The organism is Mycobacterium kyogaense (assembly GCF_003254575.1).
GTDB lineage: Bacteria > Actinomycetota > Actinomycetes > Mycobacteriales > Mycobacteriaceae > Mycobacterium > Mycobacterium kyogaense.
The window spans coordinates 1-13151 of the sequence record NZ_QJUA01000074.1 but is presented as its reverse complement, the minus strand read 5'-3'; the positions used below and the strand labels follow the sequence as shown (position 1 = coordinate 13151).

The following is a 13151-nucleotide window of genomic DNA, read 5'->3' as shown; positions in this document are numbered from 1 at the left end:
GTACGACGGCGGGGGCGGCGGGTTGTAGGCCGGCGGGTAGTCGCTCGGGGCGCCGGACTCATGGCCCGTCGGAGTTCCCGACTGGTAGTCCGTCGGGGTGCCTGACTGCTCGATCGGCGGCGCCTCGTAACCCTCCGAGGTGGGCTCCGACCCGGCTGAGTCGGAACGGTCGATTCGGCGTGCGTCGTCGTCCTGACTTGTCATGGGAATCAACCTAGCCTAAGTGGATACCGGCGGTCGGGACCGTCGGAGCCGGGCACCTTTGCCCACTCCGGTGCGTTGATCGAGCGACGAGGTATACCTGATCGAACTTCCAGACCGGAGGAGTGCAAGGACATGACCAGCCCGTTTCAGTCAGGCCAGACCCCGGGCGCCCGGCCTGCGGGCCGTGGCCGCCCGGTCGGCCTGCCCACCCCGCCCAAGGGGTGGCCGATCGGTTCGTATCCGACCTATGCCGAAGCCCAGCGCGCCGTGGACTATCTGTCCGATCAGCAGTTCCCGGTCGAGCAGGTCACGATCGTCGGGGTGGACCTGATGCAGGTCGAGCGGGTCACCGGCCGGTTGTCCTGGCCCAAGGTCCTCGGCGGCGGTGTGATCAGCGGCGCCTGGCTGGGTCTGTTCATCGGCCTGATCCTCGGGTTCTTCAGCCCGAGCCCGTGGGGTTCGCTGATCACGGGTCTGATCGCCGGTGTGTTCTTCGGCCTGATCACCTCCGCGGTGCCGTACGCGATGGCGCGGGGCACGCGCGACTTCAGCTCCACGATGCAGTTGGTGGCCGGCCGCTATGACGTGCTGTGTGACCCGCAGGGTGCCGAGCAGGGCCGAGATCTTCTGGCCCGCCTGAAGATCTGACCGTGGTCGACGTCACCGCGGCGGTTCGCGCGCGGGTGCTCGAGCATTTCCGGAATTCCGGTGACCCCGCGGAGGCCTCGGTGACCTTCTTGGGCGCCGACCGGATCGTCGTGTTGCGCTTCGACGGTGACGGCCCGAACAGCGCTGCCCACTACGTGTCACTGGGGTGCTCGTCGCAGCCGATGGTGGATCCCGCCGAGATGATGGCCGATCCGCTCCGCGGGCCGCGCGCCGAAGTGGCGGTGGCGCTGCGCGGCCCGGCTCCCACGGGACTGGCGCGCTCGGTCGCGGTGGTGGCCGCCGCACCTGCGGTCGAGGGGCTGATCTTGGAGCCCGACGCGTTGATCGACTTGGAGACGCCGCTGTGGGACGGCGCGCCGTTCACGGCATTCCTGTTGGGACACAGCGACCTCGACGACGTCGAGCTGCCCGAGCCGGCGTCGCCGGTGGCGATTCTCGGTGCGGTTCCGATCTCGCCGACCGAGGCCGCATGGGTGCGGCTCAAGGGTGCCGGCGCGATGCGGGAGGCGTGGGAGCAGGACGGGGTGGACGTGACCGATCCGCGCCGCCGCGCGGCCAGCCCGGCCTGACGTCTAGAGCCAGTTGTTGCGCCGGAAGGTGCGATGCAATCCCAGGCACACCGTCAACATCAGCAGCAGCACCGCGGGATAGCCCCACACCCAATGCAATTCGGGCATGTGGTCGAAGTTCATGCCGTAGATGCCTGCCAACGCGGTGGGCACCGCGGCGATGGCGACCCACGCCGAGATCTTGCGCATGTCGACGTTCTGCTGCATCGCGACCTTGCCCAGTGCGGCTTGCACCAGAGAGCTGAGCAGTTCGTCGAAGCTGGCGATCCGGTCCGCGGCCTTGATGGTGTGGTCGAGCACGTCGCGCATGTAGCGACGGATCTCGACGTTGATCAGATCGTCGTGGTTGGTGCCGATGCGTTCCAGGTCGGTGGCCAATGGACTGACGGCCCGCCGCAACTCGACCACTTCCCGCTTGAGTAGGTAGATGGATTCGATGTCGGTCAGCGGCCGCGGGGAGAAGATGTCCTCCTCCATCGCATCGATGTCGGTTTCGATCAGGTCGGTGACGTCGAGGTAGTGGTCGACCACGCTGTCGGCGATCGCGTGCATCACCGAGTACGGGCCGAGCTTCAGCGACGCCGGTGACGCCTCGAGGCGTTTACGCACCCCGGCCAGGCCGCCGTGCTCGCCGTGGCGCACCGTCACGACGAAGTCCGGCCCGACGAAGATCATCACCTCGCCGGTCTCGACGATCTCGCGCGCGTTGGCGACCGACTCGTGGTCGACGTATTTCACGGTCTTGAGGACCAGGAACAAGGTGTCGTCGTACCGCTCGAGTTTCGGCCGCTGATGGGCGTGCACGGCGTCTTCGACGGCGAGTTCGTGCAAACCGAAGACATCCGCCACGGCCTGCATCTGGTGTTCGTCGGGTTCGTGCAGTCCGATCCACACGAACGCGGACCGGCCTTCGGCTTCGATCTCGTGCACCTTGTTCAGCGCTGCGGCGTGAGTGTATTTGCCGGGCAGGCGATTTCCCTCGCAGTAGACGCCGCAGTCGACCATCGCCCGCGCGACGGGGACGTGGATGCTGCGTGCGTCGGGATGGTCGGGGCGGGGGCGGCCGCCCTGGCGCATCAGCGACGGTGGTAGCGCGCGAAACGACGGCATCGGCCGACCTCCCTTCGACACCCGCCTGGCTCGGCTAGACGGATGGTACGCGCCGAACCTGTCCGAATCTGCGCGCGTTCTGCTCACCGATATCCAACCTGCTCCTGTGAGGGCCCCGGTGTCGGTTACCCTGACGCCCGTGGCGGACAGTGCGGTTTCCCCAGAACATGACGTCGCGACACGCACCCCGCAGGTGGTGGTCGACGACGCCGAGATCTTCGAGGCGCACGAGGGCGGCAAGCTCTCGGTGGCGCTGAGTTCGCCGCTGGACACCCAGCGCGCCCTGTCGATCGCCTACACGCCGGGTGTGGCGCAGGTGAGCCGCGCGATCGCCACCGATGTGACGCTGGCGGCCCGCTACACCTGGGCCAACCGCCTGGTCGCCGTGGTCAGTGACGGGAGCGCCGTCCTCGGGCTCGGCGACATCGGCCCGGCGGCCTCGCTGCCGGTGATGGAGGGCAAGAGCGCGCTGTTCAAGGCCTTCGGCGGGCTGGACTCGATCCCGATTGTTCTCGCCACCAAGGACCCCGACGAGATCGTCGAGACACTGATCCGACTGCGGCCCACGTTCGGCGCGGTGAACTTGGAGGACATCTCGGCGCCGCGCTGTTTCGAGATCGAGCAGCGGGTGATCGAGGCGCTGGACTGTCCTGTGATGCACGACGACCAGCACGGCACGGCGATCGTCGTGCTCGCCGCCCTGTACGGTGCGGCGAAGGTGCTCGACCGCGACATGCACACGTTGAAGGTCGTGATCTCCGGAGCCGGGGCCGCGGGCATCGCCTGCGCGAACATCCTGCTGGCCAGCGGCATCACCGACATCACGGTGCTCGACAGCAAAGGCATCGTCGCCACCGGCCGGGACGACCTCAACCCGTTCAAGGCCGACCTCGCCACCCGGACGAATCCGCGGGGCTTGAGCGGCGGGATGGCAGAGGCGCTGGCCGGCGCCGACGTGTTCATGGGCGTCTCTGCAGGGCTGGTGCCCGAGGAACTGATCGCCACGATGGCACCCGGCGGCATCGTGTTCGCGATGTCCAACCCGGACCCGGAGATCCACCCCGACGTGGCGCGCAAGTACGCCGCCGTGGTGGCGACCGGGCGCAGCGACTTCCCGAACCAGATCAACAACGTGCTGGCGTTCCCCGGTGTGTTCCGCGGCGCGCTCGACGCGGGCGCTCGCCGCATCACCGAGAAGATGAAGATGGCCGCGGCCCAGGCCATCTTCTCGGTCGTCGGGGACGACCTGGCCGTCGACCACATCGTGCCGAGCGCGCTGGATCCGCGGGTCGGTCCGGCTGTCGCGGCGGCGGTCGCCGCCGCATCCGAGGACTGAGTCTGCTGCGCTGGAGGCGGTTGGTCGCCGCACTGACCATGGTGTGGTGCGTCGCCGGCTGCGCGGGACGGCAAGCGCCGCCGCCCATTCCGGTGGCGACCACCGCGGGACCCGAGGCCGAGCTCGTCGCGCACCTCTACGCCTCGGCGCTCGGCTTCTACGGCAGCGCCGCGCAAGTCCGGGTCGTCGACGATCCGCTGGCCGGGCTGGATTCCGGCGAGGCCACGGTGGTGCCGGGGTGGACGGGCCGGCTCCTCGCGCGGTTCGATCCCGACGCGCCGGCTCGCTCGGACGTGCAGGTGTACCGGTCGCTGCTCTCCGCGCTGCCCGAGGGGGTGGCGGCCGGTGACTACACGACCGCGGCGGAGGACAAGCCCGCCTTGGCCATGACCGCCGCGGAGTCGCAGAAGCTCGGAGCCGACACCGCGACGCTGGCCCGCCGCTGCCCGGCCATCGCGGTCGGCGCGGTCAGCGGCACCACCTGGCCGACCTCGATCGGCACGTGCGCGCTGCCCACGGTGCGTCAATTCGACGATGCGGCAACGATGTTCGCCGCGCTTCGGTCAGGGCGGGTGGATGCTGCGTGGACGTCGACCGCCGCCGCTGGCGTGCCGTCGGAGGTGGTGGTGCAGTCGGACAAGACCTCGCTGATCCGGGCGGAGAACCTGGTGCCGCTGTACCGCCGCAACGTGCTGAGCGAGTCACAGGTGTTGGCGCTCAACGAGATCGCGGGCGTGCTGGACACCGGCTCGCTGGCCGACATGCGGCGCGAGATCGCCGAGGGTGCCGAGCCGGGTCAGGTGGCCGCGCAGTGGCTCGAGGCGCACCCGCTCGGCACCAGCAACTAGGCCCTGGTTCGGCGAGCGCGCGGGTCTGTACAGCAACACGCCGTAATTCCTGGCGCACAGCGTGCGCTCGCGCTGACTGAGCGCGCACCTTGACCGCCCTGTCACTTAGTGACACACTCGGTGGTGACACTAAGTGACAGGGGCTAGTGATGGTGACCACCTCGATCCTGGAAGAGGCGGGTGATGACAGGCAGGCTCGAGCCCGGCTCGAGGTGTCTCGGCATGCGTGCGCCCTGTTCTGGGAACGCGGAGTATCGGCCACCAGTGGTGACGACATCGCCGCTGCCGCAGGGCTTTCGACGCGGACGATCTGGCGGTACTTCCGCACCAAGGAGAGTTGTGTCGAGCCTGTGCTGGCGTTGTCCGCGCGGCGCTTCCTCGACCTGGCCCGCCGCTGGCCGCCCGAACTGTCGCTCGCCGACCACATGGCGGTCAACTATGCGGAGAACCCCCTGAGTCCAGAGGCCATCGCTGACGAGATCAGCGCTCTGCGGATCACCACCCTGTCGCTCACCGAACCGGCGTTACGAACGGCGCACCTGATGGTTCACGACGAGATGGAGCGCGCCTTCGCCCCGATCATCGCCCATCGCCTCGGCCTGGCCGACAACGACCTGACCGCCCGGCTCTTCGCTGCGGCAGTCACCGCGGCCTTTCGCGTCATCGACGAGGACGTCGGCTACCGGGCCATCGTCGAGAAGGAGAAGATCACCCAGCAGCAAGCCCTGGCGATGATCGACCGTGCGATCAGAGATGCCACCAACGGCCAGCTGGGTGGACCCGTGCCGCACTGATCCGTCAGATCCACAACCGTTCTGCCTCACCATCATCCATCCGTCGAGTGAGCGTCATCTCGACGGGGCGACCCCGTGCGCCCACAACCAGGAGGAGAAGCAATGCCCCTGCCCGATCTGATCCCCGTCGCCGACCTGTTGAGCCCGCCCACCCGCGCTGCCGCGTCGATCTCACCCGACGGCACCAGAATCGCATTCCTTGCGCCATGGAAGAACCGGCTGAACGTCTGGATCGAAGATCTCGACTCGGACTCCGCGAGCCCGCGGTGCGTCACCGCCGATGACAATCGCAGCGTCCTGCACTACGAGTGGACCGACGATCCCCGCTGGCTGATCTATCTGCAGGACAACGACGGTGACGAGAACTGGCACATTCACCGGGTCGATCTCGACCACCCTGACTCGCCCTCCGTCGACCTGACACCGTTCCCGGGCGTGATGGCTCTTCCGATCCGTGAGGTCAAGGGCGGCGCGACGACGGTCATGCTGAACAACCGCGACGCCACGCTGCTCGACGCCTACGAGCTCGACATCGCCACCGGACAACTCACCCTGCTCGCCGAGAACCCGGGGCACGTGAATGGCTGGCTGGGCAACGACCGCGGCGACCTGCTCGCCACCTCTTTGACTTCCGCGGGCGCACTGGAACTGTCGCGGTGGGATGGGAGCGCCCTGCGGCGCATCGCGACCTTTGACGGCAGCGACTATCCCGTCGGCATCCACCCGATGGCCATCACGCCCGACGGTGCTGGTGTGTGGATGGGTTCCAATCGCGACACCGACCGCACGCGCCTCGTCCGCATCGATCTCGCGACCGGAGCGGAGACCGAGGTCGACAGCCACCCCGAGTACGACCTCGATCCGCGGGCGGCGGTCAGTCCGATCCTGCCGGGGCCGCTCATCTGCGATCAGCGTACCGGCGAGCTGCTGGCCGTGCGGTATTACGCTGAGCGCCAGCTGATTCGGGCGCTCGATCCGCATTTCGCCGACGTCCTCGCCAATCTGGAGAAGCTCTCCGACGGCGACCTCGGACGCCTGTCGTCGGACGAGGACGGCCAGCGCTGGGTCGTCGGCTTCAATCACGACCGCGACCCGGGCGCCACCTATTTGTACGACCACCGCACGGGTCAGAGCAGGCTGCTGTTTCGTCCGCTGCCTCACCTGGACCCGGCGACGCTAGCCCCGATGCAGCCGGTCTCCCTCACTGCCCGCGACGGTCTGGAACTTCACGGCTACCTGACCGTGCCCGTCGGTGTCGAGCCGCGACAGCTGCCGCTGGTGCTGGCAGTCCACGGTGGGCCCTGGTATCGGGACTCCTGGGGCTTCGACGCCGGCGTGCAGCTGCTGGCCAATCGCGGATATGCAGTGCTGCAGCTCAATTTTCGCGGATCGACGGGATACGGCAAGGCGTTCCTGAAGGCCGCGGTCGGTGAGTTCGCCGGCAAGATGCACGACGATCTGGTCGACGGGGTGACCTGGGCCGTCGAGCAGGGGTACGCCGACCCGACGCGTGTCGCCATCTTCGGCGGCTCCTATGGCGGCTATGCCGCGCTCGTCGGAATCACCTTCACACCCGATGTTTTCGCCGCAGCCATCGATTACGTCGGCATCTCCGACCTCGCGAACTTCATGCGGACCCTGCCACCCATCGCCCGTCCGCACTTGGTCAACAACTGGCACGCCTACGTGGGGGACCCCGACGATCCCGCGCAGCTCGCCGACATGATGGCGCGCTCGCCGATCACCCGGGTGGATCACGTGCGCACGCCGCTGCTGGTGATCCAGGGCGCCAACGATGTTCGCGTAGTCCAGGCAGAGTCCGACAACTTGGTCGACGCGCTGCGCGCACGCGGCGTCGACGTCGACTACCTGCTCCAGTCCACCGAGGGGCATGGCGCCGTCAACCCGGAGAGCACGATCGAGATGTATTCCGAGATCGCCGACTTCTTGGCCAAGCACCTGGGTGGCCGGGCGTGAGTGCCCGGGAATCCGATGTGACGCCGACCCTGCTGGCCCGCATGGGCGGTTGGTCGGGGATGCTCTACGCGAGTCTGCCCACCGTTGTGTTCGCCGCGGTCGATGCCGCGGCGCCGCTTCACATCGCGGTCGTGCTCGGGGTGGGCGCGGCCGCGGGAGTCGCGGGACTGCGGCTGGCACGGCGTGAGCCGCTCGCCCCCGCGTTCTCCGGTCTGTTCGGGGTGGCGATCGGTGCTGTCATCGCTTTCTGGACCGGCGACGCGCGCGACTACTTCGTGGTCGGTATCTGGGCGAGCGCGATTCTCGCCGTGGTGTTCTCGGTCTCGATCATCGTTCGGAGACCCTTGGTGGGTGTGGTCTGGAGTGCCCTCACGGGCAGCGGACAGGAATGGCGCACCCGTCGGAGCGCACGCCTGCGGTACGACATCGCCACGGCCGCTCTGACCGCCGTGTTCACGGCCCGCTTCGTCGTGCAGCTCTGGCTGTACGGCGAGCAGTCGGTGGCCTGGCTGGCCGTCGCCCGCATCGCGATGGGCTATCCATTGACCGCGCTCGCCCTACTCATCGTCGTGTGGGCCATCCGCGGTTCCCGGCTGGCTACTTCGTCAGCCGCGACACCACGCGCGGGAACAGACCTTGGTAGCCCGCTCCGACGAACCGGATGACGTATTCGAACATGCGCGCGTCGTTGCCCACGAGGATGCGCGCCTTGTTCTTTCGCACGCCGTCGAGGATGATCTGCGCGGCCCGCTCAGGGGTCGTGTTGGCGAGCTTCTTGTCGAAGGTCTTGGCCAGTTGTTCGGCGTCGAGGCCTTCGGCGGCGGTGGCGTTGCGGGCGATCGCGGTCTTGATACCGCCGGGATGCACGCAGCTGACCTTCACCGGGTGGCCTGCCAGCGCCATCTCCTGCCGCAAGGCCTCGGTGAAGCCGCGCACCGCGAACTTCGCCGCGTTGTAGGCCGCTTGGCCGGGCACGGAGAACAGTCCGAACACACTCGAGACGTTGACGACATGCCCGTCGCCGGAGGCGATCAGGTGCGGCAGGAAAGCCTTGGTGCCGTTGACGACGCCCCAGTAGTCGACATCCATCACCCGTTCCATGTCTTTGAACTGGCTGATCTCGATGTCGCCGGTGAACGCGATGCCGGCGTTGTTGTAGATCTGGTTGACCTTGCCGAAGTGCTCGGCGACGCTGTCGGCGTAGAGCAGGAAGTTCTCGCGCTCGGTGACGTTGAGGCGGTCGGTCTTCACCGGTGCGCCGATGGCCTTGAGGCGTTCCTCGGTGGCGGCCAGGCCCTCGGTGTCGACGTCGCTGATCGCCACGCTGGCGCCGGAACGGCCCAGCTCGATGGCCAGCGCCTGACCGATGCCTGAGCCGGCGCCGGTCACGACGGCCACCTTTCCGGCGAAGCCCTGCATATCCACTCCCATCGCGTGCCTGGCGTGCAATTGCAGATCACCTTAGCGGTACCCGCGGTTCCGCATAGCTGGGGGACCAGCGGGCGCCTTGTCTTCCGCGCGCCCGCCGCCTGTGACCACCTTCGTAGCGCTGAGGCGTAATACCCGCGGCGTCCGCTGCGACAATCAGAGCGTGAAGCCTCGTCTTTCGTTCGCTGTCCTGGGCGCTGCCCTCGCCATCGCCGCGCCGGCCACCGCCACCGTGGCCGCCGCACCAGCCCAGGCAGATCCCGGCGTCGACGTGTTCCTGTCGGCGCTGGATCACTACCGACTGGGCGATATCGACCCGGCCACCGCGGTCCGCGTGGGCGAGCAGGTGTGCCCGATGCTCTCTGAGCCCGGTCAGAACATGGCGAACGTCGCGGCCAAGGTCGCCGACGAGCTGGGCCGCCCGCTGGGGCCGGCGACGATGTTCACCGGCCTGACGATTCAGCTCATGTGCCCGCGCGCCGTCAGTGCACTCACCGACGGGGTGCCGTTCTCGTTCATCCGATAAAGCTCAACGCGCCGCGAGCGCGCGCAGATGCACGCGGTTCGCGGCGCGTCGACGTACAAACCCTCCCCCGCAAGCGGGAGGTGCCCCCAGCGCTCGCCGAAACTAGCCGAACGCCTCGTCGATGATCTCCTGCTGCTCGACCGCGTGCACCTTCGACGAGCCCGAGGACGGAGCCGACATCGCTCGCCGCGAGATCCGCTTGATCCCGGCCAGGTGGTCGGGCAGCAGCTCGGGCAACGTCAGGCCCATCGTCGGCCACGCACCCTGGTTGGCCGGCTCCTCCTGCACCCAGAACTTCTCCTTGGCGTTCGGGTAGCGGTCCAGCGTCTCGGCCAACCGGCGTCTGGGCAGCGGCGCCAACTGCTCGACGCGCACGATCGCGACGTCCTCGCGCTTGTCCTTGGTCTTGCGGGCAGCGAGCTCGTAGTACAGCTTGCCGCTGGTCAGCAGGATGCGCGTGACCTTCGACCGGTCGCCGTCGCCTTCGTCGTAGGTGGGCTCCTCGAGCACCGAACGGAACTTTTGCTCGGTGAAGTCCTTCAGGTCGCTCACGGCAGCCTTGTTGCGCAGCATCGACTTCGGTGTCGCAACGATCAACGGGCGCTGGATGCCGTCGAGGCCGTGACGACGCAGCAGATGGAAGTAGTTCGCGGGCGTCGACGGCATCGCGATGGTCATCGAGCCCTCGGCCCACAGCAGCAGGAACCGCTCGATGCGGGCAGAGGTGTGGTCGGGGCCCTGACCCTCGTGCCCGTGCGGCAGCAGCAGCACGACGTCGGAGAGCTGCCCCCACTTGGCTTCGCCGGAGCTGATGAACTCGTCGATGATCGACTGTGCGCCGTTGACGAAGTCGCCGAACTGCGCCTCCCACAGCACCAGAGCGCCGGGGTTGCCCACCGAGTAGCCGTACTCGAAGCCGACGGCGGCGTACTCCGAGAGCGCCGAGTCGTAGACCATGAACCGGCCGCCGGTCGGGTTGCCGTCGGAGTCGACGGTCAGCAGGTCCAGCGGGGTGAACTCCTTGCCGGTCTTGCGGTCGATGATCACCGAGTGGCGCTGGGTGAAGGTGCCGCGCCGGGTGTCCTGACCCGTCAGCCGGATCGTCTTGCCCTCGGCGAGGAACGTGCCGAGCGCGAGCAGTTCCGCGAACGCCCAGTCCACCTTGCCCTCATAGGCCATCTCGCGGCGCTTCTCCAGCACCGGCTTGACGCGGGGGTGCACGTTGAAGTCCTCGCCGAACGCCAGATGTGCGTCACCGATGCGGGCCAGCAGCGACTTGTCCACCGCGGTGGTCATGCCCGCGGGCACCATTTGGTCGGATTCCACGGAGTGGCTGGGTTCCACGGCGTGCTTCTCGAGTTCTCGGACCTCGTTGAAGACCCGTTCGAGCTGGCCCTGGTAGTCGCGCAGCGCGTCCTCGGCCTCTTTCATCGAGATGTCGCCGCGGCCGATCAGCGCTTCGGTGTAGGTCTTGCGGACCCCGCGCTTGGTGTCGATGACGTCGTACATGTTGGGCTGCGTCATCGACGGGTCGTCGCCCTCGTTGTGCCCGCGGCGGCGGTAGCACAGCATGTCGATGACGACGTCCTTCTTGAACTTCTGGCGGAAGTCCATGGCCAACTTGGCCACCCACACCGCGGCTTCGGGATCGTCGCCGTTGACGTGGAAGATGGGCGCGCCGATCATCTTCGCCACGTCGGTGCAGTACTCCGATGAGCGGGAGTCGTACGGCGATGTCGTGAAGCCGATCTGGTTGTTGACGATGATGTGGATCGTGCCGCCGGTGCGGTACCCGCGCAGCAGCGCCAGGTTCAGCGTCTCGGCCACCACGCCCTGCCCGGCGAATGCGGCGTCGCCGTGCAGCATCATCGGCACGACGGTGAAGTCGTTGCTGCCGTTGGTCTCTTCGCCCGTGTCCAGCATGTCCTGCTTGGCGCGGACGATGCCTTCGAGTACCGGGTCGACCGCCTCGAGGTGGCTGGGGTTGGCGACCAGGGACACCGCGATGTCGTTGTCGCCGAACATCTGCAGGTAGGTGCCCGAGGCGCCGAGGTGGTACTTCACGTCGCCGGAACCGTGCGCCTGCGACGGGTTCAGGTTGCCCTCGAACTCGGTGAAGATCTGGCTGTAGGGCTTGCCGACGATGTTGGCCAGCACGTTGAGCCGGCCGCGGTGCGGCATGCCGATGACGACCTCGTGCAACCCGTGCTCGGCGGCCTGATCGATCGCAGCGTCCATCATCGGGATGACGGTCTCCGCGCCCTCCAGCGAAAAGCGCTTTTGGCCAACGTATTTGGTCTGCAGGAAGGTCTCGAAAGCCTCGGCCGCATTGAGCTTCGACAGAATGTACTTCTGCTCGGCGACCGTGGGCTTCTCGTGCTTGACCTCGATGCGCTCCTGCAGCCACTGCTGCTGCTCGGGCTCGAGGATGTGGGTGTACTCCACGCCGACGTGGCGGCAGTACGCATCACGGAGCAGACCGAGGATGTCGCGCAGCTTCTTGTGCGTCTTGCCGGCGAACCCGTTGACCTTGAACTCTCGGTCGAGGTCCCACAGGGTCAGGCCGTGAGTGTTGACGTCGAGATCGGGGTGGCTGCGGAAGCGGGTGTTGTCCAGCCGCAGCGGGTCGATGTCGGCCATCAGGTGACCGCGGTTGCGGTAGGCCGCGATCAGCTCGATGACACGAGCGTTCTTGTCCTCGATCGAGTCTGGATTGTCGATGCGCCAGCGCACCGGCTCGTACGGAATGCCGAGCTCGCGGAAGATCTCGTCGTAGAACTCGTCGTCGAGCAGCAGTTGGTGGATGGTGCGCAGGAAGTCGCCCGACTCCGCGCCCTGGATGATGCGGTGGTCATAGGTGGAGGTGAGCGTCATCAACTTGCCGATGCCGACCTCGTTGATGCGCTCTTCGCTGGCGCCCTGGAATTCCGCGGGGTACTCCATCGCGCCGGCGCCGATGATCGCGCCCTGGCCCTGCATCAGGCGCGGCACCGAGTGCACGGTGCCGATGGTGCCGGGGTTGGTCAGCGAAATGGTCACGCCCGCAAAGTCTTCGGCGGTCAGCTTCCCGTCGCGGGCGCGCCGGACGATGTCCTCGTAAGCGGCGATGAACTGCCCGAACCGCATGGTCTCGCAGTTCTTGATCGACGCGACGACGAGCTGGCGGTTTCCGTTCTTACCCTGCAGGTCGATGGCCAGGCCGAGGTTCGTGTGCGCGGGGGTGATGGCGTTGGGCTTGCCGTCGACCTCGGCGAAGTGCCGGTTCATGTTCGGGAACTTCTTGACCGCCTGCACGATTGCGTAGCCGAGCAGGTGGGTGAAGGAGATCTTGCCGCCGCGGGTGCGCTTGAGGTGGTTGTTGATGACGATCCGGTTGTCGATCATCGCCTTGGCCGGAATGGCCCGCACGCTGGTGGCGGTCGGCACGTCCAGCGAGGCGGACATGTTCTTGACCACGGCCGCGGCGGCGCCGCGCAGCACCTGCGTCTCGTCGCCGCCGTCGGAGTTCGGGGCGCTCTTCTCGGGGGCCTTCTTCTCGGGGGCTTTCTCTGGCGTCTTCACGTCCGTCTTCGCTGCCTGGGTCTTCTTCTCGGGAGCCTTCGCGGCGGGCTTCTCGGGAGCCTTCTCTGCCGGCGTGGCCTTCGCGGCGCCGCCGCGGCCGTGGTCAAGAACATGTCCGCCTCGCTGGAC

General features: G+C 67.5%; 11 protein-coding genes and 1 pseudogene. 8 read left to right on the top strand and 4 right to left on the bottom strand.

The window, feature by feature from the left end; all coding sequences use genetic code 11:
- Positions 1–204, bottom strand: a pseudogene (locus tag DMB80_RS28290) (DUF4190 domain-containing protein); the annotation flags it as partial.
- A gap of 132 nt (positions 205–336) precedes the next feature.
- Between DMB80_RS28290 and DMB80_RS26985 the strand changes: the two are divergent.
- Positions 337–852 (top strand): YflT domain-containing protein, encoded by a 516-nt coding sequence (locus DMB80_RS26985; RefSeq protein WP_111512636.1) that lies wholly within the window; start codon positions 337–339, stop codon positions 850–852.
- Positions 853–854: 2 nt separating this feature from the next.
- Positions 855–1442 carry a suppressor of fused domain protein gene (locus DMB80_RS26980; RefSeq protein ID WP_111512635.1) on the top strand — a complete coding sequence of 196 codons (588 nt, stop codon included), beginning with the start codon at positions 855–857 and terminating at the stop codon, positions 1440–1442.
- 3 nt (positions 1443–1445) lie between these two features.
- Here DMB80_RS26980 and corA read toward each other — a convergent pair whose 3' ends face one another.
- Positions 1446–2552 carry a magnesium/cobalt transporter CorA gene (gene corA, locus DMB80_RS26975; RefSeq protein WP_046362661.1) on the bottom strand — a complete coding sequence of 369 codons (1107 nt, stop codon included), beginning with the start codon at positions 2550–2552 and terminating at the stop codon, positions 1446–1448.
- A 193-nt stretch (positions 2553–2745) separates the two neighbouring features.
- Here corA and DMB80_RS26970 point away from each other — a divergent pair, with 193 nt between their 5' ends.
- From DMB80_RS26970 to DMB80_RS26950, 5 genes are all read left to right on the top strand, one after another.
- Positions 2746–3888: an NAD(P)-dependent malic enzyme gene (locus DMB80_RS26970; protein WP_111512634.1), complete on the top strand. Its 1143-nt coding sequence runs from the start codon at positions 2746–2748 to the stop codon at positions 3886–3888.
- 38 nt (positions 3889–3926) lie between these two features.
- Positions 3927–4736, top strand: a complete 810-nt coding sequence (locus DMB80_RS26965; protein WP_111512638.1) for a glycine betaine ABC transporter substrate-binding protein — start codon at positions 3927–3929, stop codon at positions 4734–4736.
- Positions 4737–4885: 149 nt separating this feature from the next.
- Positions 4886–5530, top strand: a complete 645-nt coding sequence (locus tag DMB80_RS26960) for a TetR/AcrR family transcriptional regulator (protein WP_205538954.1) — start codon at positions 4886–4888, stop codon at positions 5528–5530.
- A 102-nt stretch (positions 5531–5632) separates the two neighbouring features.
- Entirely contained in the window at positions 5633–7507 is a 1875-nt protein-coding gene (locus tag DMB80_RS26955; protein ID WP_111512633.1) for a S9 family peptidase, read from the top strand.
- Positions 7504–8172, top strand: a complete 669-nt coding sequence (locus DMB80_RS26950; protein ID WP_111512632.1) for a DUF3159 domain-containing protein — start codon at positions 7504–7506, stop codon at positions 8170–8172. Before DMB80_RS26955 ends, DMB80_RS26950 begins: the two co-directional genes overlap by 4 nt.
- On the opposite strand, the gene DMB80_RS26945 is transcribed toward DMB80_RS26950, so the two are convergent.
- A complete protein-coding gene (locus tag DMB80_RS26945; protein WP_046362656.1) occupies positions 8105–8926 on the bottom strand; it encodes an SDR family NAD(P)-dependent oxidoreductase in 822 nt (273 codons plus the stop codon). The two genes, DMB80_RS26950 and DMB80_RS26945, sit on opposite strands and share 68 nt — an antisense overlap.
- Positions 8927–9098: 172 nt before the next feature.
- On the opposite strand from DMB80_RS26945, the gene DMB80_RS26940 reads away from it, so the two are divergent.
- Complete coding sequence (locus DMB80_RS26940) at positions 9099–9461, top strand: DUF732 domain-containing protein (protein WP_111512631.1); 363 nt, start codon at positions 9099–9101, stop codon at positions 9459–9461.
- A 102-nt stretch (positions 9462–9563) separates the two neighbouring features.
- Here the strand turns inward: DMB80_RS26940 and DMB80_RS26935 are convergent.
- On the bottom strand, positions 9564–13151 hold a 3588-nt coding region (locus DMB80_RS26935; protein ID WP_111512630.1), incomplete at its 5' end, for a multifunctional oxoglutarate decarboxylase/oxoglutarate dehydrogenase thiamine pyrophosphate-binding subunit/dihydrolipoyllysine-residue succinyltransferase subunit.

Coding starts and splice junctions, on each gene's coding strand:
- DMB80_RS26985 (WP_111512636.1), top strand. CDS start 337: ATGACCAGCCCGTTTCAGTCAGGCCAGACCCCGGGCGCCCGGCCTGCG.
- corA (WP_046362661.1), bottom strand. CDS start 2,552: ATGCCGTCGTTTCGCGCGCTACCACCGTCGCTGATGCGCCAGGGCGGC.
- DMB80_RS26965 (WP_111512638.1), top strand. CDS start 3,927: ATGGTGTGGTGCGTCGCCGGCTGCGCGGGACGGCAAGCGCCGCCGCCC.
- DMB80_RS26960 (WP_205538954.1), top strand. CDS start 4,886: ATGGTGACCACCTCGATCCTGGAAGAGGCGGGTGATGACAGGCAGGCT.
- DMB80_RS26955 (WP_111512633.1), top strand. CDS start 5,633: ATGCCCCTGCCCGATCTGATCCCCGTCGCCGACCTGTTGAGCCCGCCC.
- DMB80_RS26945 (WP_046362656.1), bottom strand. CDS start 8,926: ATGCAGGGCTTCGCCGGAAAGGTGGCCGTCGTGACCGGCGCCGGCTCA.